Source organism: Streptomyces fulvoviolaceus, assembly GCF_000718165.1.
Classification (GTDB): Bacteria; Actinomycetota; Actinomycetes; order Streptomycetales; family Streptomycetaceae; genus Streptomyces; species Streptomyces fulvoviolaceus.
The window spans coordinates 53,465-76,119 of the sequence record NZ_JOEY01000002.1 but is presented as its reverse complement, the minus strand read 5'-3'; the positions used below and the strand labels follow the sequence as shown (position 1 = coordinate 76,119).

Here is a 22,655-nt window from a genome sequence, read left to right as displayed (position 1 = left end):
CGTCAGATTGGAAGGTCAGCGGCCCCTGTACTTCGGGTTCCGCCGCTCCACAAAGCTGGTCACGCCCTCCTGGGCGTCCTGCGTCGTCATGTTGATCTCCTGCGCGGCGGCCTCCGCGGCGAAGGCGGTCGTGCGATCGGCGTCCAAGGAGGCGTTGACGAGCTGTTTGGTGAGGGCGAGGGTGCGGGTGGGGCCGGTGGCGAGGCGTGCGGCCCACTCCCGGGCCGTCTTGTCCAATTCCCCATCGGGTACGACCCGGTTGACCAGGCCCAGTCGCTCGGCGTCCGCGGCGGTGAGCGCGTCACCGAAGAACATCAGCTCCTTCGCCCGCTGCGGCCCGATCAGACGGGGCAGCAGATAGGCGCCGCCGCCGTCCGGCACGAGTCCGCGCCGTACGAACACCTCGATGAACCGGGCGGATTCGGCCGCCAGGACGAGGTCGCAGGCCAGGGCCAGGTGCGCGCCGAGACCGGCCGCCGTGCCGTTGACCGCGGCGATCACCGGCTTCTCGCAGTCGAGGACGGCGGCGATCAGGCGCTGGGCGCCGAGCCGGATCGTGCGGGCGACGTCACCGGCGACAGGATCCCTGACCGCGGGGGCCTTTCGAAGGTCCGCGCCCGCGCAGAAACCACGGCCCGTCCCCGTGATCACCACGGCCCGTACGTCCGGGTCGCCGGAGGCGTCGCCGAGCAGCTGGATGATGTGTTCCCGCTGGTCAGGGTTGATGGCGTTGAGGGCCTCGGGCCGGTTGAGGGTGATGCGGCAGACGTGATTGTCAGTGGCGTGCCGTATCAATGACGCAAGGGAATTTCCGGGCTCTTGGGGGGAATCGGGCATGTTCATCTCAGCGACACACCACCAACGCGTCCAGCGCCACCGCGCCCTGCCCCCGAGGCAGCACCATCAGCGGGTTGATGTCGAGCTCCGCGAGGTCGTCCCCGAGCTCCAGCGCCATGCGCTGCACCCGCAGGACGACTTCGACGAGCGCGTCCAGGTCCGCCGGGGGGCGCCCCCGGACCCCGTCGAGGAGGGCCCGCCCGCGCAGTTCGGCGCACATGTCCCGCGCCTGCTCTTCCCCGAAGGGCGGCACGCGTACGGCGGTGTCCCGCAGCACCTCGACGAGGACACCGCCGAGCCCGACCGTCACGGTCGGCCCGAACAGCTCGTCGTGCGCGGCGCCGACGACCATCTCGACGCCCCGCTCGACCATCTGGCACACCAGCACGCCGTCCAGCGAGACGTCCTCGTAGCGGGCGATGTCGGTCAACTCCCGGTAGGCGTCCCGGACCTGGCTGGCCGAGGTCAGCCCGATCTTCACCAGGCCGAGCTCGGTCTTGTGCGCGATCTGCGCGCCGGACGCCTTCATCACCACCGGGTAGCCCACCAGGCCCGCAGCGCGTACGGCCGCCGCCGCGCTGGTCACCAACTGCTCGCGCGGCACCCGGATTCCGTACGCCCGCAGCAGCTGTTTCGCCGCGTGCTCGCTCAGCTGCTGGCCCGGGCGCATCAGTGCCTGCACCTTGCGGAAGGAGGGCGAGGGGGTGCGCGGGGCCTCGTCGAAGGGGGAGCGGTAGCTGCTCACGAAGCGGTGGTGGTCGAGGTAGGCGCGGACCGCGGTGATGCAGTTCCCGACCGTACGGAAGGTGGCCACGCGGGAGGAGCCGAGCAGCACCTCGCGGTAGGCCGGCTCGGTGCCGACCGGCGAGCCCCACACCACGCACACCAGCTTGTCCGTCCGCTCCGCCGCGTCCACCAGGTCCTGCACGAGCCGGTCGCTGAGTGGCGGGAAGGGCCCGGTGACCGGGCAGATCAGCACGCCCACCCCGGGGTCGTCGAGGATCGCGTCGATGATCTTCCGCCCGCGCCAGTCGCCGACCGGGTGGCCGCCGTTGTCGACGGGGTTGGCCACGCTCAGGTACTCCGGTATCCACTGGTGCAGCTCGGCCTGCTTGGCGTCCGACAGCACCGGCAGCGGCAGCCCCGCCTCCGTCGCCAGGTCGGCGAAGTGAGCGCCCGTGCCGCCGGATATGGAGTAGACGACGACGCCCTCGGCGAGGGGTGGCCTGGCCCGGGCCAACAGGGCTGCAGTGTCCTGGAGTTCGTCGAGACCGTCGACGCGGATCACGCCGTACTGCCGCATCGCCGCGTCCACCACCGCGTCCGCGCCGGTCAGCTTGCCGGTGTGCGAGGCGGCGGTGCGGGCGCCGGTCTCGGTGCGGCCCACCTTGACGGCGACGACCGGCACCCCGCGGCGGGCGGCCCGGTCGGCGGCGAGCAGGAAGGAGCGGCCGTTCTTCAGCCCCTCGACATAGCAGGCGATGGCGCCGACCTCGGGCTGCTCGGCGAAGTAGGAGAGGAAGTCCGCGGTCTCCAGGTCGGCCTCGTTGCCGGTGGGCGCCCAGTGGGAGAGGCGGATGCCGAGTTCCTGGAGGGCGAAGACGGGCCGCCCCTGGTGACCGGACTGGGTGATGAGGGCGATCGCGGGACCGTCGAGGTCGTCCCGGAACCGTTCGAAGGCGTTGAGGTTGGTGTTGGGGCCCAGCAGCCGCATCCCGGACTCCCGGACGGCGGCGGTGAGCCGGGCCTGGGCGATCACGCCCTCGTCGCCGGTCTCCGCGAACCCGGAGGCGAAGACGACCGCGAACTTCACCTTGGCCTCGGCCAGTTCCTCGATCACCGGAAGGGGATCGGCGACCAGCAGTACGGCGAGATCGACCTGCTCGGGCAGGTCGGCGACGGAGGGGGAGCAGGGGATGCCGAAGACGGACGGTCGGCTCGGGTGCACCGGGAACAGGCGCGCCCCGACCCGCTCGGCCCAGGCGATCAACTGCCTTGTGACACCGGTGTTCGGCCGGCCCTCGGCGTCCGAGGCGCCGATCACGGCGACCGACTCGGGCCGGAAGAAGCGGTCCAGATCGGGGACGCCTGCATACAACGCCCGGCCGCTGACGTCGAGATCGTCGACCTCCGCGGGCCGGCCGTGGACGGCGGGCCCGGGTTGCTCACCGCAAGCGATGACCCGGGCCCGGCGGGAGTCGGTGGTGAGGGTGCCGTGGGTTGATCCAAGCATCGGTCCGCCCGCTCCTGTGTGACAGCACAAATAACTGACGCCCTGTCAGATTACAGAACTGACTGGATGTCAGGAACGGGTGGTGAGGCCTTAATTCGACCGACTCGCCGGACGTGTGTAGGGGACCTGTGATTGCCCTGCGGTCCGGCGCGCGACGCCTCTATCGTGGAAGCCGGCTACACCGGTACAGGGCTGGGCGGGGGATATGCGGCAATTGATGGAAGTGCAGCTACCGGACGGACAGGCGATCTGGGCACAGATCGAATCTCCCGGCGGGCCGCAGGACTCCGGCCTCTTCGACGGCGGGGCCCGGGCGCTGCGCGGGTTCGAGACGACCTTGCGATCGGTGGCCGCCAACGTCCGCGACGCCGTGGCGCAGGCGGCGCCCGACGAGGTGAGCGTGGAGTTCGGAGTCGAACTGTCCCTGGGGAAAGAGGGACTGGTCGCCGCGCTGGCCGGGACGAGCGGCACCGCGGCCGTCAAGGTGACCCTTTCGTGGAGCAACGGGTCGGCGGAGGGCGGGGCGCAGCAGTGACGAGGCGCTCTCGACTCGAACCGGGGACCGGTCCATGCCGTCGGCACAGCTGATCAGATCCGCACAGGACTGCCTCGTCCAGGTCCGGGGCAGGACAGCGGGAAGCGGATTCCTGGCCGCGCCCGGGTACGTCGTCACCTGCGCCCACGTCGCAGGGGTCACGGGCAGCCCCGTAGAGCTGTTCTGGCACGGGAGGCAACTCCGAGGCACCGTACTGGCCGCCTCGCCCGCTCCCACCGCCGAGGGCTTGTGGCCGTATCCCGATCTGGCGATCGTGGAACTCCAGGATCCGCCCGGGGACCACCCCTGTGCCTGGCTGCACGACCGGATTCCCCTGGGCGGGCAGCAGCTGACCTCCGCCGGGCACTCCGACAAGTACCGCTATGAACCGGAGGTCGTCACCTCCACCTTCACCTGTCAGGGCGACCAGTTCTTCGACGGCGGACTGATGCTCCGGCTGAAGCAGGACGAGGTCACCCCGGGCATGTCGGGCGGCCCGGTGCTGGACCCGAGCGCCGGCGGGGTCTGCGCGGTGGTGAAGGCCACGCGGATGGACAGCACGGACATGGGCGGTCTGGCCACGCCCGTGGGGGCGTTGCGCTGCCTCGACCCGACCGCGTACCGGGCACTGGTGCGGGCCCATGACACCTTTCACGCGGTGGATCCGCGATGGCCCGACGTCCCGGCGCACCAGGACGCGCCCCGCGAGCGCGCGACGCTCCCGCCGCGCACGCAACGCACCCTGTTCGGCCTGCTGGCCGCCGCTCCCGCGCCTGCGCCGGAGAGCCTTCTGCCGGCCTTCCGCGAGGCTGCCGGGCCCTACGCGAGCCCGCCTCGGCTTCCCCTGCACGAACACCGCGATGTCATCAGCGAGTTGCAGGCACTCATGGTGGCAGAGCGCCGCACCCTCCTGTACGCCGCCGCTGTCGCCCGCGAGTTGTCCGGCCCCCCGGCCGAGCGGCTCCGCTACTGGATCGAGATGTGGGGCGCCTCACTGGGACTGGACCGCCACGACCTGGCCCAGCAGCTCAAGGCCCCGCACACCCTCCCCCACTCTCGACTTCGCTCGAGCGGGGGGACCCCCATCGGCGTCCCGCGGTCCGTGATGATCCGCCTCAGACCGTCCACGGTCGACCCGAGCCGCTACCACGTGGCGATGTGGCGCTACGAGGGCCCGGACGCCATCTCGCCCGCGGACGACGAGTCGGAGGCGCTTCCCCTGGAGGAGGCGCTGGCACAGGCGCGGAGCCTGCTTCCGAAGCAACTGACCATGCTGGGCGGCTCCGGCGGCGACCCCGTGATGGTGGAGCTGATCGTTCCCCAGGAGCTCATGGAGCAGGACTTCGACGAGTGGAAGCCCTGGGCCGGCAAGGCCTGGTCCAGCCTGGGCCGCAAACATCCGGTGGTGTTGCGCGACCTGGAGCGGTTCGACGACGACGAACTCCACCAGTACTGGCGGAGCCGTTGGCAGCGGTTCACGGCCCAGGTCACATCGGGCGGACCGGCGATGGCGCTCGCCTGCGACGACGAGGCGGACCAGGAGATGCTCGAAGGGTGGATCGAGTCCGAGCCGTCGCTGGCCGCGCTGGTGCTCGCCGGCTCCCTGCGCAACCCCTCGTCCGGGGCCGTGCTGGAGGTCGCGCTCGCGTCGGGGGTCCCGGTGATCCTGTGGCGTCGGTCCGAAGCGCACCACTGCTCCGCTTCCGCGTATTCCGGATGCCCGCACCGGATCCCGCGCGGTTGCTCCGACAGCGAGGACGCCGGGTCCTGCCCCGCCGAGGCGTTCTTCTCCGGCCTGCGCACCGATGTGGCGGTCGCCGCGCCTTCGCAGTGGCCTGAACGCGTGCGGCAGCTCCGGGGAAAGGCCGCGGCCGCACCGGCGGGCGGACACCACGCCAAGGACCTTGTACTGCTGTGGGACGACCCCGAGCGGCGGCTCCCGGATGCCCCGTTGCGTTACGTGTAGGAAGAGGAACGCCCGATGAGTGACTGGCTGATCTACCGCGGTACCGGCGACCCCCACGACGGCATCGCGGATCTGCCCGAGCCGCCGCCCTGGCGGGTCTTCTACACGGACGAGCCGACCCCTTTCGACCGGGACCACGACTACGGCCTCTCCGCCCGCTGGCCCCTGCGGGCCGCCGCCTACCAGGCCGACCGGCACGCGGTGGAGATGGTCAACACCGCCCTGTACCTGCGGCGTCCGCTGCTCGTCACCGGCGATCCCGGAGTGGGGAAGTCCAGCCTGGCCTACGCGGTGGCCCACGAACTGCGGCTCGGCTCGGTCCTGCGGTGGCCGATCACCAGCCGCAGCACCCTCAAGGACGGCCTCTACCGCTACGACGCCATCGGCCGCCTCGAGGAAGTCGACAGCGCGTCCCCGGCCACCCCCGTCGACGTCGGCCGGTACTTCAGGCTGGGGCCGCTCGGCACCGCCATGGCGCCCTACTCCCTGCCCCGCGTCCTGCTCGTGGACGAGATCGACAAGAGCGACATCGATCTCCCCAACGACCTGCTGGACGTGTTCGAGGAGGGCATCTTCGAGATCCCCGAGCTGTCGCGGGTCGCCGACACACTCGCCGACGCGGAGGTGCGCCCCGCGGACGACGGCGACCGGGTGGCGGTCACCGCCGGTCGAGTGCGCTGCAGGGCCTTCCCGTTCGTGGTGCTCACCAGCAACGGTGAGCGTGACTTCCCGCCCGCCTTCCTGCGCCGCTGTGTGCGCCTGCACCTTCCGGCGCCCAGCCCCGACCGGCTGCGGGCCATCGTCCATGCCCACCTGGGCGAGACGGCTCCACACGCGGAGAAGCTCATCGACCTCTTCCTGGAGCGGCGCAGCAAGGGGGAGTTGGCCACCGACCAGCTTCTGCAGGCCGTCTATCTGGCCCGGCACGCGGCCGGCGAGGCACCCGCCGACCGTGGCCACATCGCCGAGCTCGTCCTGCAATATCTCAACCAGGACCGCCGATGAGCGTGGAGCCGTTCCGGTCCGTCCTCTCAGGGCTCGGGCTGGACCCCACGCCGAGGGAGATCGCCGAGATCCTCTGGCTCGCGACCCGACTTCCCGCCGCCCCCACCCCGGCTGCCGAAGACGTACGGGAGGCCGAGTCCCCGCAGGTACCGGCCGAGAGGACAGGTGACACCATCCCGGTGCTCCCGGGCGAGCAGGCGCCACCGCCGGATGCTCCGCCGACGGTCCCCGTCTACGCCCCGGCGGCGACCCGGAGTTCGGGCTCCTCCCCGCTGTCCGCCAGCCCCGTACGGCTGGCCGCCGATCCGCTCCTGCCCCGCCAACTGGAGCTGCTGCGCGCCCTACGGCCGCTCAAGCGCCGGGTTCCTTCGCGGCAGGCCGGCGAGTTCGACGAGGAAGCCACCCTCGAATCCATGGCCCAGCGGTCCGTCCCGCACCGCAAGGGTGCCCTGCTGCCCGTCCTGCGACCGGCGGCCGAACGCTGGCTCGACGCCGTCCTGGTGGTCGACGGTCACCCGACCGGCCTGCTGCTCTGGACGCCCCTGGTCCGTGAAGTGCACCGTCTGCTCATCCAGTTGGGGGCCTTCCGCGACGTACGGCTGCGCTATCTGCACAGTCGGGCTGACGGGTCGGCGGGGTTGAGCGCGCATCCTGCCCCGAGCCCGGACCGGATACGGAGCGCGTCCGAGATCCACGACCCGTCAGGCCGTCGGCTGGTGCTCGTCCTCACCGACGGGGTGGCGCCCGGCTGGCAGGACCCCTCCGTCCGGGAGGCGATGCGGCAGTGGGCGGCGGCCGGTCCTCTCGTCGTGCTCCAGGCGCTGCCGGAACGCCTTTGGCGCCGTACCGCGCTTCCGGCCGTCCCAGCCCGACTGCGTCGTGCGCCTCTCTCGGCCGCCAACACGGATCTGGTGTACAGCGGACGCCGGCGCGGCAAGCGTGAACTGCCCGAGGGCAGCATCCCCGTCCCCGTGCTGGAGCTGAGCCCGGAGTGGCTCAGGCCCTGGGCCGAGTTGCTGGGCGGAGTAGGAACACCGGTCGCCGATGCCGCCGTCACGCTCCTCGCCGCCGACCCCGGGCCGCCGCGGGCCGTCGCCGACGACAGGTCGCCGACCCGGCGCCTCCAGGACTTCCACGCCACCGCCACACCGGAGGCGTTCAGGCTGCTGGCCTGTCTGTCCGCCGTGCCGCTGACCGTGGCCATCATGCGGGTCGTGCAGGCGGCCATGCTGCCGGGGACTCCGCCCACCGTGCTGGCCGAGGTCATGTTCAGCGGCCTCATCACCCCGGTGATGGGTGACGGCTCCACCGCGCCGGCGGACGTCCCGCACGACTTCCTGCCCGGGGTGCGGGCGGTTCTGCTGGAGTCGCTGCGGGCGCACGAGGTGGACCAGATCCTCCGCGAGGTGTCCGGCTTCGTGGAACGTGGGGGTGGTGTGGGCGGGCGGGTTTCGGGGCTGCTTCCCGACTCCGGTGGCGGCGAGGGGCTGGCTGCCGACGGGATTCCTTGGGCGCGGCTGCGGGAGGAGGCGCTTGTGCGGGCGGGGCTGGCGGCGCCCATCGGGCGGGTTACGTCGTCGGCCGCCGCCGACGTTCACGGTGCGCCTGATCCGTACCGGCTGACGGGGCTCATCACCATCGCGGACTTCTCCGACGTGCACCTCGGCGTCGATGCCGACGGCAACCGGGCCGTGGTGAAGACACGGCCGAACGGCACAGACCTGGAACCCGAGGTGGTCCAGGAGCTGCTGCGGGTGGAGGCGGAGGCGCTGCGCCGTATGGCCGGCCAGTACGCGCCGCCGCTTCTCGCCGTCGACGGGGAGGTCTCACCGACCTGGCTGGCGATGGGCTACGTCACCTCGATCTCGAGCCGTGCGGCGCACAACCTGGTCGACGTTCCCTGGTCGAGCAACGGGCCCGCCGACGATTTCCACTCCCTGTCCCAGCTGGCCCGCAGACTTGCCGAAGCTCTCGACCGGGCGCATACGGCTGGTGTCGTCCACGGCAACCTCTCGCCTCACGCTGTGCTCGTCGTGCCCGACACGGTGGTGCTCATCAGCTGGGTCTACGCCCAGTTCGACGGGCGGCCCCATGCCTATCCGCAGTACCGGGAACGCGCGACCGGGTATTTTCCGCCCGAGGGGTATGCGCAGGACGAGGCGTTGGATCCCTCGTTCGACATGTACGGGCTGGGGGCGATTCTTCTGCGTGAGGCCACGCGTGGCGGTGTCTTCGCGCCCCATCAACGCGACCTGTCGGGATTGCTGGACGAGTTGGGCGGCCTCCGTACGCTGATCGCGCGGTGCCTTGACGTGGACCCGGGCCGTCGTCCTACGGCCCGTCAGTTTCTGGACGAACTGGGGGGTCTGGCTGCGCCGCGCGAGACAGCCGAGCGGCGTGGTCTCTCGGATCGGCTGGACTCCATGCCGGGGCTCGAAGGGGTCAAGCGGTTCCTGGAGCACTTGCGGACCGATACCGAGGTGGCCGAGGAACTCAGGGCCCTGGTGTTCACCGGCAACCCCGGCACCGGGAAGACCACCGCGGCACGGATGGTCGGCGAGACCTGCCGTGACCTGGGCCTGCTCAGCCGCGGGCACCTCGTCGAAGCGCGGATGAGCGATGTCGTGGGCGAATACGCCGGCCAGACCGCCGCGTTGACCAACCGCCTGGTCGACAGTGCCCTGGACGGGGTTCTGTTCATCGACGACGCATACGAACTCGCCGACCAGCTTGGGGGGGGTGGCGGCGAGGCGATCCACACGCTGCTCGAACGAATGGAGGACGACCGGGGGCGGCTGGTCGTGATCATCGCCGGATCTCCGAAGAAGAGGCGGGAGTTCCTGGAGGCCAACTCCGGGCTCGTGAGCAGGTTCCCGGTGCAGGACTTCATCGACTTCCCCGATCTCGACCCGGACACCCTGATGACGATCCTGGAAGGGTGTATCGAGGATTATCGGCTGCGGCTTGCCGAGGAGGCCGTGGACCGGCTGCGGCAGATCGTCGCGGAAATGCACCGGACGAGGAACGAGGACTTCGCCAACGCCCATGACATGCGCGCCCTCGCCGATGCCGTTGTCAGCCGGTGGGCGAGCCGGGTGGGAGGGGACGTCGGTGCGCTGGTAACCGTCGACGACATCCCGGAGTACTACCGTGCTTATCTGCCCCGCCCCACGCCCGCCCCGTCCGTGCTGCTCGCCGAAGTCGACGACTACACAGGGCTGGGCCGGTTCCGGGCGGTCCTGGAGGATCTGGAAGGACGTCTGCGCGAGGACCGGGCCCTGAACGAGGGTCCCCCACCGCATCTGCTGTTCACGGGGCTGCCCGGAACGGGCAAGAGCCCGCTGGCCCGATTCGTCGGGAGGCTGCTCAACAATCGCGGAATTCTCCGTAGGGGGCACTGCGTGGAGGTGACCCCTGCCAACCTGGTGGCTCCCCACGCCGGCCAGACCGCGCCGCTGGTGAGGCAGGCCGTGCAGGCCGCTCTGGACGGCGTGTTGTACATCGACGAGGCCCACAGCCTGGGTGAGCCCATGGGAGGCGACGGCGGCTTCGGGGCCGAGGCGATCGACACCCTGATGCGCGAGATGGAGAACCAGCGGGACCGCCTGTGCGTGATCGTCGCCGGTGATCCGCAGCAGATGGACGCCTTCGTGGCCGCCAACCCCGGGCTGTCCTCCCGCTTCGGCACCCACGTCCGCTTCCCGCCCTACGACACCGCGGACCTGGTGGAGATCCTCCGACGTACGGCCGCCAAGCGGAACTACACCCTCGCTCCCGGTGTCCCGGCCCGCGCCGCCGCCTGGCTGGACGCCGCCCGCCTCGTCGACCCGTCCGGCTCCGGCGATGCCCGCGTCGTCCGCCGTCTCCTCGACCAGATGGAGATGCACATGGTCAGGCGCCACCACCGCGTCCTGCCTGCCGCTCCCGCTCCCGTCGAATTCCGTCCTGAAGACGTTCCGGGGCCGCCCGCGACACTGCCCCCGGGCTGGACGACCTCTGGCTGAGGCCCAGGTCCCACCGGAACCCGGGCCTCAGGCCACGTCACAGCACCGCCAACACCTCCGAGGCCACCCGCTCCCCCGACCGCACAGCCCCGTCCATGAACCCCATCCAGTGGACGGAAGTCTCAGTCCCCGCCCAGTGAATACCGCCAACAGGCGTGCGCAGAGCAGGCCCGTACTGCGTCAGCACACCGGGCGCCGCGATGGAGACCGGCCCACCCCGCGTGTACGCCTCGTTGTTCCACCGCTGCAGGACGAACGAGGTCGGCGAGCCGGCCTTCGCGCCGAAGTACGTCACGTAGTCCTTCAGTACGGCCGCCTTGACCTCCGCCTCGCTCGCCGCGTCGTAGGCCCGGGCCTCGTCGGCCTCGATGAAGCCCATCAGCGCGCCGTAGGAGGCGTCGGGCGGGGAGTTGTCGAAGGTGGAGCTGACCACGCCGGTGTCGCTGACGACCTGGCCGTTGAGGCCGTCGGCACGCCAGAAGGGGGTGTCGTAGATCGCGATCGCCTTGCCGACCGAGGCCATCGGGAGGCGTTGGGTGAGCTGGTCGCGGGAGGCGGGGAGGAGCGGCGAGTACGTGATGCGGGCCGCGATCGGCGGAGGTACGGCGACGACGACCTTCTTCGCGGTGACGGTGATGCCGTCCGCCGTCACGACGTACTTGCTGCCGGACTTGGCGATCGTGCGCACGGGCGCGTTGAGCACCACCCGGTCGCCCAGCGTCGCCGCCAGCTTGATCGGCACCAGCTGGGAGCCGCCCACGAAACGGAGTTCCTGCGCGCCGTTCGCGGTCTCGGTGAGGCGTTCCAGGGTGCCGACGTTGGACTCGTTGCCGGCGGCGGCGATGTAGAAGAGCACGAACAGGAAGGAGAGTTCGCGGGGCTCGGCCGAGAAGATCGACGTACAGGCCACGTCGAAGAGGAACTTGGCCGACGGGATGACGGCGTTGGCGCGCAGCCAGGTCTCGAAGGTCTGCCGGTCCCACTCGTCGGCCTTCGCCGCGGTCCAGGGCGCGGCGACCGGCACCTGCTTCGCCAGGTCGTCGAGCGTGGCCTGCACGATCGCCGCGTTGGCGAGGCCGGCCGCGTCGATGGGCGGGACCGAACCGAGGAGGCCGTCGGTGGCGTACGGGGTCTTCGTGCCGTCCTTGTAGAGGAGGTTGTTGCCGGTGTTGTAGGTGGCGAAGGTCGCGACGCCGAGGGAGTCGGCGAGGGCCTTGATGCGGTCCTGGGTGGGGCCGATGAACTCGCCGCCGCCCTCGGTGACACCGCCGTTCGCGAGGGAGAGGTTGACCACCCGGCCGCCGACGCGGTCGCGGGCCTCCAGGACGGCCACCGTCTTGCCGCCTGCCACCAGGTCGCGGGCCGCGGTGAGGCCGGCGAGGCCACCGCCGACGATCGCCACGTCCACCTCGCGGGTGGCCGCGGCGGCGGGAGAGGCCGCGGTGCCGGTGAGGGTGACCGCGCCGGCCGCCGCGGCGGCACCGCCGATCAGGGAGCGCCGGGAGAGCCGAGAGGGCTGGGGGAGCTGTCTTTCGCGTGCCACGTGCATCCTCCGTCGTAGAGCGAGAGGTTCGGTGGAGCCAGAAAGGTGACCAGAAAGGTGAGCCGAAAAGATGAGCAGGATTCACATTCTGGCCCCGTACGACGGCGCACGACAACGCTCCTGTCACATCTGACACATGCGTAACAGGAGGCGTACATAAGAGAGTTGAGGTTTTCTACGCCAGCGGGAGCCGGGACAGCCGGTCCGCGCCGACCCCGACCACGGCCTTCGCGATCTTCTCCGCGTCGATCGCCACCTCGCGGAAGGTGCCGACACCTGAACGGATCTCACTCACCACATGCAGAAGCGGAATCGTCGGGTGCCGGTATGCCACCGTCCCCCGCTCGTCGGTGGTCAGGTATTCCATGAGGGCCTGCCATGCGCCGCTGCGGAACCAGACTCCCTGCCGTTGGCGGATAGCCTCTGAGTGACCCCAGAATTCGATCTCGGTCCATGCCGCCCCATGGCGGAGACGGTGCAGCATCCCGTTCAGGGCCTGCCGTAGGTCCAGTTCGGTCATCGAGAAGTGCCGGGGTCCGTGGTACTGAGCGATGACTTCCCGTGCTGTCTTCCACTGTGTCTCGCTGACTTCCGGCGGCACGAGCGTGCCGGTTTCGTGGTGCCAGGCAGTGACCGTGCAGGGGGCCCCGGGCCGCTTGACGAAGCGGCCCTTCTCGGGGAGAACGGCGATGCGGAACATGTCGAAGATTCCGGCCTTGTCGGCCGCATCCAGGTTCGCCAGCCGCTCTTGGGAGGAGTGGGCGAGTGAGACGATGGCGTTCGCCCTGGCCCGTGTCTGCTCGTACTCGGACAACCAGTGCTGTACCTCTCCGAGCTGCTTCTTCCAGCTCTCGAGTTCCTCCAGCAGCTTCCTGACCGCGGCCGCGGCCACGGCCGGTTCCATGCCCGCCTTGATGTACTCGGGTACGGAGTCCTCGATCAGCTTCTCTTGCTTCTCGATCCTTGCGGCCAGGCGCTCCTGGCGCTCCAGGTACTTGTCCCGGTCGCCGGGGAGGGAGACGATCTCACGGTCCGCGAGAGCCCTCAGGCGGCCCTCGTCTGCGAGGAGTTCGGTCACCTTGGACCAGACAGCGTTCTCGATCTCGGTCGCATCCAGGTTCGTGCAACCGCAGCCCGACTTGCCGGAGTTGTTGCCCTGGCAGCGATAGGCACGCTGGCCCGTCCGCCCTCCTCCGATGTAGACCTGTCCGCAGTCGCTGGCGATGTGGCCGCTGAGGGGGTAGATCGCTGCGGGTTTACGGGGCTTGTTGATGGACCGCTTCTTGAGTACCGCCTTCAGCTCCTCGGCCCGGTCGGACGTGAGGATCTGCGATACGGCGATACGTACGGGCTCGCCGTGAACTGGCGTGCCGTCCTCGTGGAGCCTGGTGGCCTTCTTGCGGCGGCCGCGGTTGGCCTTGCGGTATGTGGTGTAGCCATCGAAGGTCTCCGAGTGCATGCGCTGGTAGAGGTTGGTGGCCGTCCACGGCTTGCCGCTGCGGGTGTACATCTCCAGCCGGTTCAGCTCTTCTGCAACGTCCTCGTAGCTCTTCTTGTCGTCGACGAGCAGAGCCACGGCCTTGAGGATGACGCGGGCCTCGCCCTCGCAGACGACGAGGAAGGAACCCTTCCGGCCCTTGCCTTCGATCCGGTAGCCGTACGGCGCTGGGCCACCGGGCCATCCGCCGTACTCGATCTTCTTGTTCCGGCCGTCCAGTGTCCGCCGGCGGATGCGGTTCCACTCCGTCTCGGAGAAGAACACGTACTGCTGGAACATGGTCCAGCCCAGCTCGGTGCTGGTGTCGATGCGCTCCTCGACGGAGATGAAGTGGATGCCGATGTCCTGCATGCGCCAGGCCCAGTTGAAGGCAGCGCGGGCCGTACGGCCTACGCGGTCCACGTTCGGGACCACGATGCGGTTTGCTCTGCCTTCCAGGGCCCGCTCCTCCAGGCGGAGCATGGCTGGGCGGCGATCCAGACTGCCGCTGACACCCTCGTCGGAGAAGACCTCCAGGATGGTGCGCTTGGTGTCTTCGGCCTCCCAGGTGCGCAGTTCATCGTCCTGGACGTCGAGCCCGTAGCCCTTGAGCTGTTCCTCTGTAGAGGCCCGTTTGTAGGCCAGGGCGATGATCTCCGTCCCCGTCGTGGCGGGGTTGGGGTCGCGCATAAGCTCGGTCATGTCAGTCCCTTCGTGACTGGCCAGACCCCGGGGTATGTGGCGTACCGCCGGGGTCACCCATGTGGCGCAGAGCTTATGGGACGTCACTGACAGCGAGTGGACCGAACGGGATCTCGGTCACGGCCCAGAGAGGCGGCGTCGGCAGAGGGAGGTCCAGAGACCGTCGTCAGGAGGGGAGCCGCGTGACCTGTCGGCCGGTGTCCCTGGCGATGGCCTTGGCGATCTTCGCCGCGTCGATCGACAGTTCGCGGAAGGTGCCGCTGATGGGAGTGACGTAGCCGCTGAAAAAGAGGCCTGGGGCGTTGTCAGGGCAGTAACCGCCGTTGACGACCGGCCTGCCGTGGGCGCCCAGGACGTCCAGGTGGCCGACGAGGCTCTCCAGAGAGCGGACGTAACCGGTGGCCGCGATCACGGCGTCCGGGCCGACGCGGTTGCCGTCGGCGAGGACCACCTTGTCGTCCTCGAAGCCCTCGACGGCGGCCACGACTTCGACCCGTCCGCCACGGACGGCGTCGATGAGGCCGACGTCCTGGACGGGGATCGCGCCCTCCTTGACCCGGCTGTAGAGGCCGGTGTCGGGGCGGGGCAGGCCGTGCTCCGACAGGTCGGGCACGCTGAGCTTCGCCATGGGCCGGGCGAGCCGGTCGACGACCCCGACCGGCAGCCGTCGTACGAGCACGCCCGTGTACTGCGCGGCCCAGCCGGCGGTGGAGCGGCGCACGATGTGCGGGGCGGTGCGGACGGAGAGGCGTACGCGCGAGGCGCCGCCCTCCACCAGGTCGACGGCGATCTCGGCGCCGGTGTTGCCGACGCCGACGACGAGGACGTCGCGGCCGGCGTAGGGCTCGGGGTTGCGGTAGTCGCCGGCGTGCACGAGCTCGCCCTTGAAGCCCTCGCGCCCCGGCCAGTCGGGGACGTACGGCGTGTGGTTGTAGCCGGTGGCGACGACGACCGCGGCGCCGGTCAGCTCGCGGCCGCCGGTGGCGTGCAGCAGCCAGCCGGTGCCGTCGGGGGAGCGGTCGACGCGGGAGACCTCGACGCCGGTGACGATCTCCAGCTCGTGGAACTCGGCGTACTTCTCCAGGTAGCGCACCACGTCGTCGCGGGACACCCAGCGCCCGAAGCGGCGCGGCATCGGCAGTCCGGGCAGGGCCGACAGGCGCCGGGTGGTGTGCAGGTGCAGCCGGTCGTAGTGGCGCCGCCAGGACGCGCCGACGCGGTCGGACTTCTCCAGGACGACCGCGCGGATGCCCTGGGCGCGCAGCGCGTACGCGACGGCGAGGCCGCCCGGGCCGCCGCCGATGACGTACACGGGACGGTCGGGGCTGTCTGCGGGAGTGTCCGAGGTTGCGGAGTCGGCGGGTGCGGAGTCGTCCATGTGCGCGAGCGTAATCACGGCCTGCGTTGATGGGTCTCGGTCAAGACCGGAATTGGTTTCGGATCGATCACGCCTGTAGGAGGAGTGGGTGGGATTCGTGTCGTAGAGGTGTCGCAGACGCACCACGGCGCCGAGCCCGCAAAAGGCGGAGGGGCTCGGCGCCGTGGCTGGGCGGTGTCCGGAAACCATGACGGGAAACCGGGTACCGCGTTCTTGGGTGCGGGCTACTCCCGCGGGGCTACTTCTTGAGGCCCGACCTGTGGCCCGTCACCTTGGCGATCCAGGTGATGAAGTCGCCCGGGTCGGTGTTCGCGCCGTGGCCCTGGTCCCAGTAGTAGAGGTGGTTGACGTCGTCGCCCAGGCCGTTCGCGGCGGCGGCGAGGTTGGCGGCGACCGTCAGCGAGGTGTCGGAGTCCTCGGTGCCGAGGCGGATCCACCAGTGCTTGGAGCGGCCCGGGTTCTTCCGCTCCAGGTGGTACATCGGGTTCATCAGGTCGAGCTTCGCGGGGATGTCGCTCGCGACCCGCTTGCTGCTGAGGCCCGTGGTGTCGTTCTTCGCGCCGTACGCCGTGAAGTGGCGGGCCAGGGTCGTGCCCGCGCCGAACAGGTTGTTCTCGCCGGCCGACAGGTCGAAGGCGTCGAAGGCGGGGGTGTCCTTCTTGCGGGCGCCCACGTGGGTGAGGAAGTCGGCCCAGGTGAAGGAGGCCTTGCCGCCGGACCAGGTGATGAAGGTGTTGGCGGCGAGGTACGTCGTGCGGTCGGAGTCCGACAGGTCGGCGAGGTACTTGGTCGCGGACGGCTCCAGGTACTGCTTGACCAGGTACTCGTCGTAGTTGCGGGCGGTCAGCGTGCCGAAGCCGTTCAGGCCGCGCAGCTTCAGGGCGGCCTGGTACTCGGCGAACTGCGCCTGCAGCGCCTTGGAGACCGTCTGGTCGACCTGCTTGCCGGTGCTGAGGTCGTTGGTGCCCCAGTTCCACTCGTAGGCGCCGTCGGCGTGCTCCAGGTCGGTGATCGGGCACCAGGCGCCGGTCGCGAAGATCGCGTCGGAGGCGTCGGCCGCGCCGAGCTCCTTGAGGAACTCGTCGTAGATCTTGCTGTCGCCGGAGGCGCCCAGCAGGGCGGACAGGGCGCCGCCCGCGCTGGTGCCCGCGGAGACGATCCGCTCGACGTTGCCGGGGATGCGGCCCTTGTTGGACCTGATGTACCGCACCGCCGCCTTGAGGTCGACGATCGCGGCCGGGGCGGTGCCGTAGTACTCGCCGTCGGAGTTCTTGAGCGTACGGCCGCGGGCGCCGGGCTCGATGACGACGTACCCGGCGGCCAGCGCCAGGAGCTGGTTGCTGGAGGTGGCGCCGCCGGTGGCGTTGGTGTTGCCGTTCGCGTTGGAGGTGGAGGCCGAGGCGCTGGGTGCGGCCGAGCCGGTGGGCGCACCGCTGGGCGCGCCGCCGCCACCGCCCATGGCCGAACCGCCGCCGCCGACCTCGGTGGCGTCCGCCACGGAGGAGGGCATGTACCCGCCGACGGAGTTGGCGAGCAGGATCGGCGCGTTCGTCGGGTCGACCGTCTTGCCGTCGATCTCGACCGGGGCGCTGACGATGAGCGACTGGTAGGTGGCGTCCACGGGGTTGGCGACGTAGGTGATCGCCTTCCAGAAGTGGTACGTCACCGAGTGCTCGACGTCGTCCGTGTCGGTGATCGTCTTCGTCAGCTTCGTGTAGCCGTCGGGGTCGAAGGCCAGAGTGTCCGAGGCGGACGAGTCGCTGCTCGTGTCGGAGGCCTGCGCGCTGAGCGCGATGCCGCCGACGGCGGCGACGCCTGCCGTCGCACCGATCCCCATGACGACGGTCCTGCGCTTGACTGCCCTGTGCTTCACCACGGTGCCTCTCGGTCGCTCGATCTCCCTTGCGCAAGCGAACGTAGTCAGCCGCCAACAAAATTGCCAACAATTCTGGTCGATTCATTGTGGACACATAGCTTCATGGCGGGCGCACAGGTTTCTCCCACGGAAATCACGCGGGGTTCCCGGCGAGGGCTTACCTGACGTACCGTCAGATCCATGGACTCCATCTGGCTCAGCGGCGCCGAATGGCTGGCCGTGCTGCGCATGGGCCTCGGCCTGTGGTGGCTGGAGAGCTGGCGGCACAAGGACAAGAAGACGTGGTTCGAGGGCGGCGGGATCGGCTGGGCCGCGGGCGTGGCGGCGAAGCATCGCTGGAACGCCGTACGAGCTGGAACTCAGTTGGTACGATCACTGCAACGCAGGGGACGACAACCAAGTCCTCAGCAATCAGGGCGAGTCTCGTACTTGCCCCGGCGGTCGGGAGGATCGTCGCCGGACGGGCATGACCCGTCAAACCCGCCAGGGCGACCTAGGAGGGAATCTTCCGGATTCATCCGGGAGAGAGCTTCAACTCGTGCTGATGATCCACGACATGGCCGAGCAGGGGCAGAACTCGATGATGGCCCTGCTCGGGATGTCGTGCCAGACGAGACGTGGTCGCAGGACAGCGCGCTGGGGTTCTTTCGATGAGTGCGCGCTACGACCTTCCCGAGGCGGACGCCTTCACCCGCACCTACTGGGACGCGGCGGCCCAGGGCCGGCTCCTGCTCCGGCGCTGCGGGGCATGCGCACGGGTCCACCACTACCCGCGCGAGTTCTGCCCGCACTGCTGGAGCGAGGACGGCGCCTGGGAACCGGCGAGCGGCCGGGCCGCGCTCTACACCTGGTCCGTCGTCCACCGCAACGACCTGCCGCCCTTCTCCGGGCGCACCCCGTACGTCGCCGCCGTCGTCGATCTCGCCGAGGGCCCGCGGATGATGACGGAGATCGTGGACTGCCCGCACGAGGAGCTGCGGGCCGGGATGGAACTGGAGATCGCCTTCCGGAACGGGACGCCGATATTCCGGCCGCGCGGAAACGGGACAACGGCTTGAATGGCCCGATGGCCCACGTCGACGATCAGCAGAGCACCCACTCCCTTCCCGACCTGCACGGTTCCGGCATACGCCTGACCTCCTGGAACGCGGACTCCGACGCCGACGTCGCGGACTACCTGCGCGCGTCGACCGACCCGGAGTTCCGGCGCTGGAACACCCCGCTCGTCCTGGTCACCGACCTCGACGGCGCCCGCGACGTGCTGCGCCGCAGGGCCGAGCGGACGGCGGACGGCACGAGTGCGCCGTACCGCGTCACGGACGAGTCGAGCGGTACGACCCTCGGCCACATCGGCATCAACGAGATCAGCCATGTCTTCCGCACCGCCCGCGTCGGCTACTGGGTCCTCCCCGAGGCCCGCGGCCACGGCGTCGCCACCCGCGCCCTGCGCCTCGCCGCGCACTGGGCCCTCACCGACCGGGGCCTGCACCGCCTCGAACTGGGCCATGCCCTCGGCCACGAGGCCTCCTGTCGCATCGCCGAGCGGTGCGGCTTCCGCCTCGAGGGGACGCTGAGGGGCGCGATGTTCGAGGCGGGCCGGCACGACGCGTTCCGGGACGAGCACCTGCACGGGCGACTGGCGACGGATCCTGAGTGCCCGTAATTCAGCGGCGTCGAACGTCGACCCGCGGGATCATGAGCCATGCGCCCCGACGACTGGCACACCACCGACGATCTCGACGCCTTCCTCGCCCGCGCCGAGGACTTCCTGCACTCGCGCCCCGCGCCGCACACCGTCGTGCTGACCGTGACCGAGGCACTGCGCACCCGTGGACCGCAGGCGTACGGCAGCGACGAGGCACCCTTCTTCGGCCTGCTGGAACAGGACGGAAAGGTGCGTGCGGCCTACTTCCGGACCCCGCCCTACCGGCTGAGCCTCACGCCCCTCACCGCCGAGGAGGCCGATGCCCTCGCCGTACACCTGGCCGGGCTCGGCCGCCCGGTTCCCGGGGCCGCGGGGGACAGCGAGTCCGTCACCGCCTTCGCCGAGGCCTGGCAGCGGCACACCGGCGCCACGGCCGCGCTCCATCAGCGCCAGCGGCTGTACCGACTCGGCGAGCTGACCGTGCCGGAGCCGGTGCCTCAGGGGCGGGCGCGGGTCGCGGGGGAGCGGGACCGGGAGCTGCTGGCGCGCTGGTTCCGCGAGTTCACCGAGGACATCGGTGAGTCCGACGGTGTCGCGCGCGCCGACTCCTGGGCCGACGCGCGGATCGCGTACGGCGGGATCCTGCTCTGGGAGACCCCCGACGGCACCCCCGTCTCCATGGCCGGACTGACCCCGCTGGTCGCGGGCCAGATCCGGGTGGCGCCCGTCTACACCCCGGCCCGTCTGCGCGGCCGGGGCTACGCCGGCGCCGCCACCGCGGAGGCCAGCCGGACCGCACGGCAGCGGGGCGCCGAGGAGGTGCTCCTCTTCACCGACCTGGCCAACCCGACCAGCAACGGCCTGTACCAGCGGATCGGGTACCGGCCGGCGACGGACTTCGCGGTGTACGGGTTTCAGGGCCAGAGCAGCTCTTGAGCCCACCCCCCCTCGGTGCGGCGGTAGTTCAGCCGCACATGCCGCCGCCGCTCGTCCCCCTGGAAGAACTCCACCTCGTCCGGCCGGAGCCGGTACAGCGTCCAGGACGGGACCGGCGCGCCGGGCTCACGCTGAGCCTGCTCCCAGGCCGCCTCGGAGGCCTGCGCCAACTCCCCGAGTGAGCCCAGGACTTGGCTCTGCCGGCCGGTGAGCGCGGCGGCCAGCGCTCCCGTGGAGCGGGCGTGCAGGTCCGCCTGCCCCTCCTCCGAGGGCGCCGCGGTGACCGGCCCCCGGACCCGCACCTGGCGGCCCAGCACCGGCCAGTAGAAGCCGAGCGCGGCATACGGCCGGGCGGCCAGGTGCCCGCCCTTGCGGCTGTGGGAGTGGCTCGCGAAGGCCCAGCCGTCCGCGTCGGCACCGTGCAGCATCACGGTCCGTACGTCCGGCATGCCCGCCTCGTCCGCCGTCGCGAGGGACATGGTGTGCGGCTCGGTCTGCCCGGCGGCCACCGCCTCCGCGAACCAGGTGGTGAAGAGGTCCAGCGGGGTCGCGGGCGCGGTGTCCGTGTCGAAGGCCGGCAGCGCGGTGACCTCCGGGTCCCACACCCGCAGGGACCTGAGCAGCTCGTGAAGATCCGTTCCCATGCCCCGATTGTTACAGCGAACCGAGATCGGCCGTCACCCACCGCTCGGGCCGCATCCGGATGATCACCTGCTCCCCGTGGTTCTTCAGTGCCCAGTCGACGTAGCTGTCCAGCTTCTCGGCGGGGACGTAGCGCGCGGCGATCTCGCGGAGCTGCTCCACGGTGAAGGGGGTCGTGTCGACGACCGGCCCCTCGACCGACACGTACCGAAGGGTCGGCTCGACCCGGTCGACCAGCAGGGAGAACCGGCCGGCCGCGCTGATCAGCCGGTGCTTGCGGGAGTCGAGCCCGGTGAGGATCCACAGGTCGTCGCCGGGTGCGTACTGGTACCAGATCGGCACGGTCAGCGGGGCGCGTCCTCCTCCCGCCTCGACGGCCAGCGCGGCGACATGCGGCTCGGCCAGGAACTCTTCGCGCTCTTCGCGGGTCAGGGCCATGACGAACTCCTCCGGCGGCTCGGGTGTCGCTCCTGCGGAACTTCTGACCAAGCAGAACCGTTCGACGGGCCGGGGCATTCCGTCGGATGGAGGGGTGATGGCAAAACGCATATCCAGTACGGCAGTTGGCGCCGCCGTCGTACTCCTCGCGCCCCTCACCGCCTGCACCGCCGGCGACATGGGCTCCCCCTCCCCCTCCCTCTCCGTCCCCGAGGTCTACTACCTGCGCCCCCACGGCGACAAGGTCGGCCTCAAGGACAAGATGCCCTTCGCCCTCGTGGCCAAGGACGACGGCGACGAACTCGGAGTCCGCAAGCTCACCGTGGACGTGCCGCGCGAGGCGCAGGACACCGTCCGGCTGAAGAAGTACGGGGCCTGCACAGGCGATTCCGCGCACCTCACCTGCGAGGTCGACGGCGACTACAGCAACTGGTCGGACAGCCCCCGGGCCAAGACGGTCGCCGCCAAGGGCGCCAAAGCCGGTGACACGGCCCTCGTCCGCTACACGTACACCACGAAGGACGGCAAGAAGCTCACCGCGCGGACGAAGTTCGTCGTGGGCGAGCCGGTCGTCGAGGCGGTGGCACCCGAGTCCATGAAGAACATCCGCCCCGGCTCCGAGCTGGTCTCCCCGGTCGTCGTGCGGAACACGGGTGAGGTGCCGGTCAAGGGGCTGGGGCTGGAACTCGGCGCCAACAACATGGACTTCGCCGAGTGGTACGACAACTGCCGTTACCCGCCGCAGAATCGCAACCACATCGCGGTGTGCGAGTTCCCGAAGCTGCGGATCGACCCGGGGGAGACCGTCGTCCTCCGGCCCGCCCTGAACCTGCGCGTCCGCAAGACGGTGATGTACCCCTCCTACGGCCGGGACGTCTGGGCGCTGGACGCGGGCCCGGGGCACTACGCCACCGTCCCGAAGGGCGGTGACCTCGGTGACGGCCCGACCCTGGAGGCCGAGGCCACCAAGGACCCCGCGTACACGAAGGGCGCCTTCGTCGGGGGCGGCGGCAGCACCTACCTCGTCGTCGACACCCACGCCGACTACGAGGTCTCCGACGTCGACCTGCACGGCGACCCCGGCACCGAGCGCACCTTCCAGATCAAGGTCCGCAACAACGGCCCCGCCGACGGCACCCCGGCCGAGCTGGTGTTCGACCCGCCCCTCGGCCTGACCATCGTGAAGCAGCCCATGTCGGAGTACGACGACGGCGTCTACGAGCCGTACTGCGACAACAACGGCTACACCTACACCTGCGACGTACGTGGCCTGGACCCGGGCGACACCCAGTCCTTCGAGTTCACCGCCCACCTCGGCGACCCGGGGGAGGGCACCCTGGACCTCCAGGAAAAGGACAGGACCAGTCCGTGGGACATCGGCCGCCAGGACCCGGACGCGTCCAACGACGAGGCCGTCATCAAGGTCAGCCCCTAGCGG

16 protein-coding genes and 1 pseudogene are annotated in these 22,655 nt (G+C 70.4%); 9 read left to right on the top strand and 8 right to left on the bottom strand.

Annotated features, from left to right (window positions below; translation table 11 throughout):
* Window positions 1-15: 15 nt before the first annotated feature.
* Entirely contained in the window at window positions 16-837 is an 822-nt protein-coding gene (locus tag IG08_RS0102190) for an enoyl-CoA hydratase-related protein (RefSeq protein WP_078655430.1), read from the bottom strand.
* A gap of 7 nt (window positions 838-844) precedes the next feature.
* Complete coding sequence (locus IG08_RS0102185; protein WP_030595465.1) at window positions 845-3,070, bottom strand: acetate--CoA ligase family protein; 2,226 nt, start codon at window positions 3,068-3,070, stop codon at window positions 845-847.
* A 217-nt stretch (window positions 3,071-3,287) separates the two neighbouring features.
* On the opposite strand from IG08_RS0102185, the gene IG08_RS0102180 reads away from it, so the two are divergent.
* From IG08_RS0102180 to IG08_RS55625, 4 genes are read left to right on the top strand one after another with little or no spacing between them, the layout of a single operon-like run.
* Complete coding sequence (locus tag IG08_RS0102180) at window positions 3,288-3,605, top strand: CU044_2847 family protein (RefSeq protein WP_052424450.1); 318 nt, start codon at window positions 3,288-3,290, stop codon at window positions 3,603-3,605.
* Between the two features lie 34 nt (window positions 3,606-3,639).
* Window positions 3,640-5,571 carry a VMAP-C domain-containing protein gene (locus IG08_RS0102175; protein WP_030595461.1) on the top strand — a complete coding sequence of 644 codons (1,932 nt, stop codon included), beginning with the start codon at window positions 3,640-3,642 and terminating at the stop codon, window positions 5,569-5,571.
* A 15-nt stretch (window positions 5,572-5,586) separates the two neighbouring features.
* Window positions 5,587-6,576: an AAA family ATPase gene (locus tag IG08_RS0102170; RefSeq protein ID WP_030595460.1), complete on the top strand. Its 990-nt coding sequence runs from the start codon at window positions 5,587-5,589 to the stop codon at window positions 6,574-6,576.
* A complete protein-coding gene (locus IG08_RS55625; protein WP_052424449.1) occupies window positions 6,573-10,580 on the top strand; it encodes an SAV_2336 N-terminal domain-related protein in 4,008 nt (1,335 codons plus the stop codon). Before IG08_RS0102170 ends, IG08_RS55625 begins: the two co-directional genes overlap by 4 nt.
* Window positions 10,581-10,617: 37 nt before the next feature.
* Here IG08_RS55625 and IG08_RS0102160 read toward each other — a convergent pair whose 3' ends face one another.
* From IG08_RS0102160 to IG08_RS0102145, 4 genes are all read right to left on the bottom strand, one after another.
* Complete coding sequence (locus IG08_RS0102160; RefSeq protein WP_052424448.1) at window positions 10,618-12,129, bottom strand: flavin monoamine oxidase family protein; 1,512 nt, start codon at window positions 12,127-12,129, stop codon at window positions 10,618-10,620.
* A gap of 169 nt (window positions 12,130-12,298) precedes the next feature.
* Window positions 12,299-14,302 carry a recombinase family protein gene (locus IG08_RS0102155; RefSeq protein ID WP_030595457.1) on the bottom strand — a complete coding sequence of 668 codons (2,004 nt, stop codon included), beginning with the start codon at window positions 14,300-14,302 and terminating at the stop codon, window positions 12,299-12,301.
* A 166-nt stretch (window positions 14,303-14,468) separates the two neighbouring features.
* Complete coding sequence (locus IG08_RS0102150) at window positions 14,469-15,680, bottom strand: flavin-containing monooxygenase (protein ID WP_030595456.1); 1,212 nt, start codon at window positions 15,678-15,680, stop codon at window positions 14,469-14,471.
* A gap of 238 nt (window positions 15,681-15,918) precedes the next feature.
* Window positions 15,919-17,517, bottom strand: coding sequence for a subtype B tannase (locus tag IG08_RS0102145; RefSeq protein WP_043452985.1), 1,599 nt, complete (start codon window positions 17,515-17,517; stop codon window positions 15,919-15,921).
* 219 nt (window positions 17,518-17,736) lie between these two features.
* Between IG08_RS0102145 and IG08_RS61100 the strand changes: the two are divergent.
* From IG08_RS61100 to IG08_RS0102130, 4 genes and pseudogenes are all read left to right on the top strand, one after another.
* A pseudogene (locus IG08_RS61100) lies at window positions 17,737-17,917 on the top strand (DoxX family protein); the annotation flags it as partial.
* 289 nt (window positions 17,918-18,206) lie between these two features.
* Window positions 18,207-18,614, top strand: a complete 408-nt coding sequence (locus IG08_RS0102140) for a Zn-ribbon domain-containing OB-fold protein (protein WP_030595452.1) — start codon at window positions 18,207-18,209, stop codon at window positions 18,612-18,614.
* Between the two features lie 8 nt (window positions 18,615-18,622).
* A complete protein-coding gene (locus tag IG08_RS0102135; protein WP_030595450.1) occupies window positions 18,623-19,219 on the top strand; it encodes a GNAT family N-acetyltransferase in 597 nt (198 codons plus the stop codon).
* A gap of 39 nt (window positions 19,220-19,258) precedes the next feature.
* Window positions 19,259-20,137 carry a GNAT family N-acetyltransferase gene (locus IG08_RS0102130; RefSeq protein ID WP_030595447.1) on the top strand — a complete coding sequence of 293 codons (879 nt, stop codon included), beginning with the start codon at window positions 19,259-19,261 and terminating at the stop codon, window positions 20,135-20,137.
* Here IG08_RS0102130 and IG08_RS0102125 read toward each other — a convergent pair.
* The gene (locus tag IG08_RS0102125; protein WP_030595445.1) at window positions 20,116-20,781 is read right to left on the bottom strand and encodes a pyridoxine/pyridoxamine 5'-phosphate oxidase; all 666 of its coding nucleotides are present in this window, start codon (window positions 20,779-20,781) and stop codon (window positions 20,116-20,118) included. The two genes, IG08_RS0102130 and IG08_RS0102125, sit on opposite strands and share 22 nt — an antisense overlap.
* A gap of 10 nt (window positions 20,782-20,791) precedes the next feature.
* Window positions 20,792-21,217 carry a pyridoxamine 5'-phosphate oxidase family protein gene (locus tag IG08_RS0102120; RefSeq protein ID WP_030595443.1) on the bottom strand — a complete coding sequence of 142 codons (426 nt, stop codon included), beginning with the start codon at window positions 21,215-21,217 and terminating at the stop codon, window positions 20,792-20,794.
* 97 nt (window positions 21,218-21,314) lie between these two features.
* Between IG08_RS0102120 and IG08_RS0102115 the strand changes: the two genes are divergently transcribed.
* Window positions 21,315-22,652 carry a DUF11 domain-containing protein gene (locus tag IG08_RS0102115; protein WP_234342788.1) on the top strand — a complete coding sequence of 446 codons (1,338 nt, stop codon included), beginning with the start codon at window positions 21,315-21,317 and terminating at the stop codon, window positions 22,650-22,652.
* Window positions 22,653-22,655: the final 3 nt, after the last annotated feature.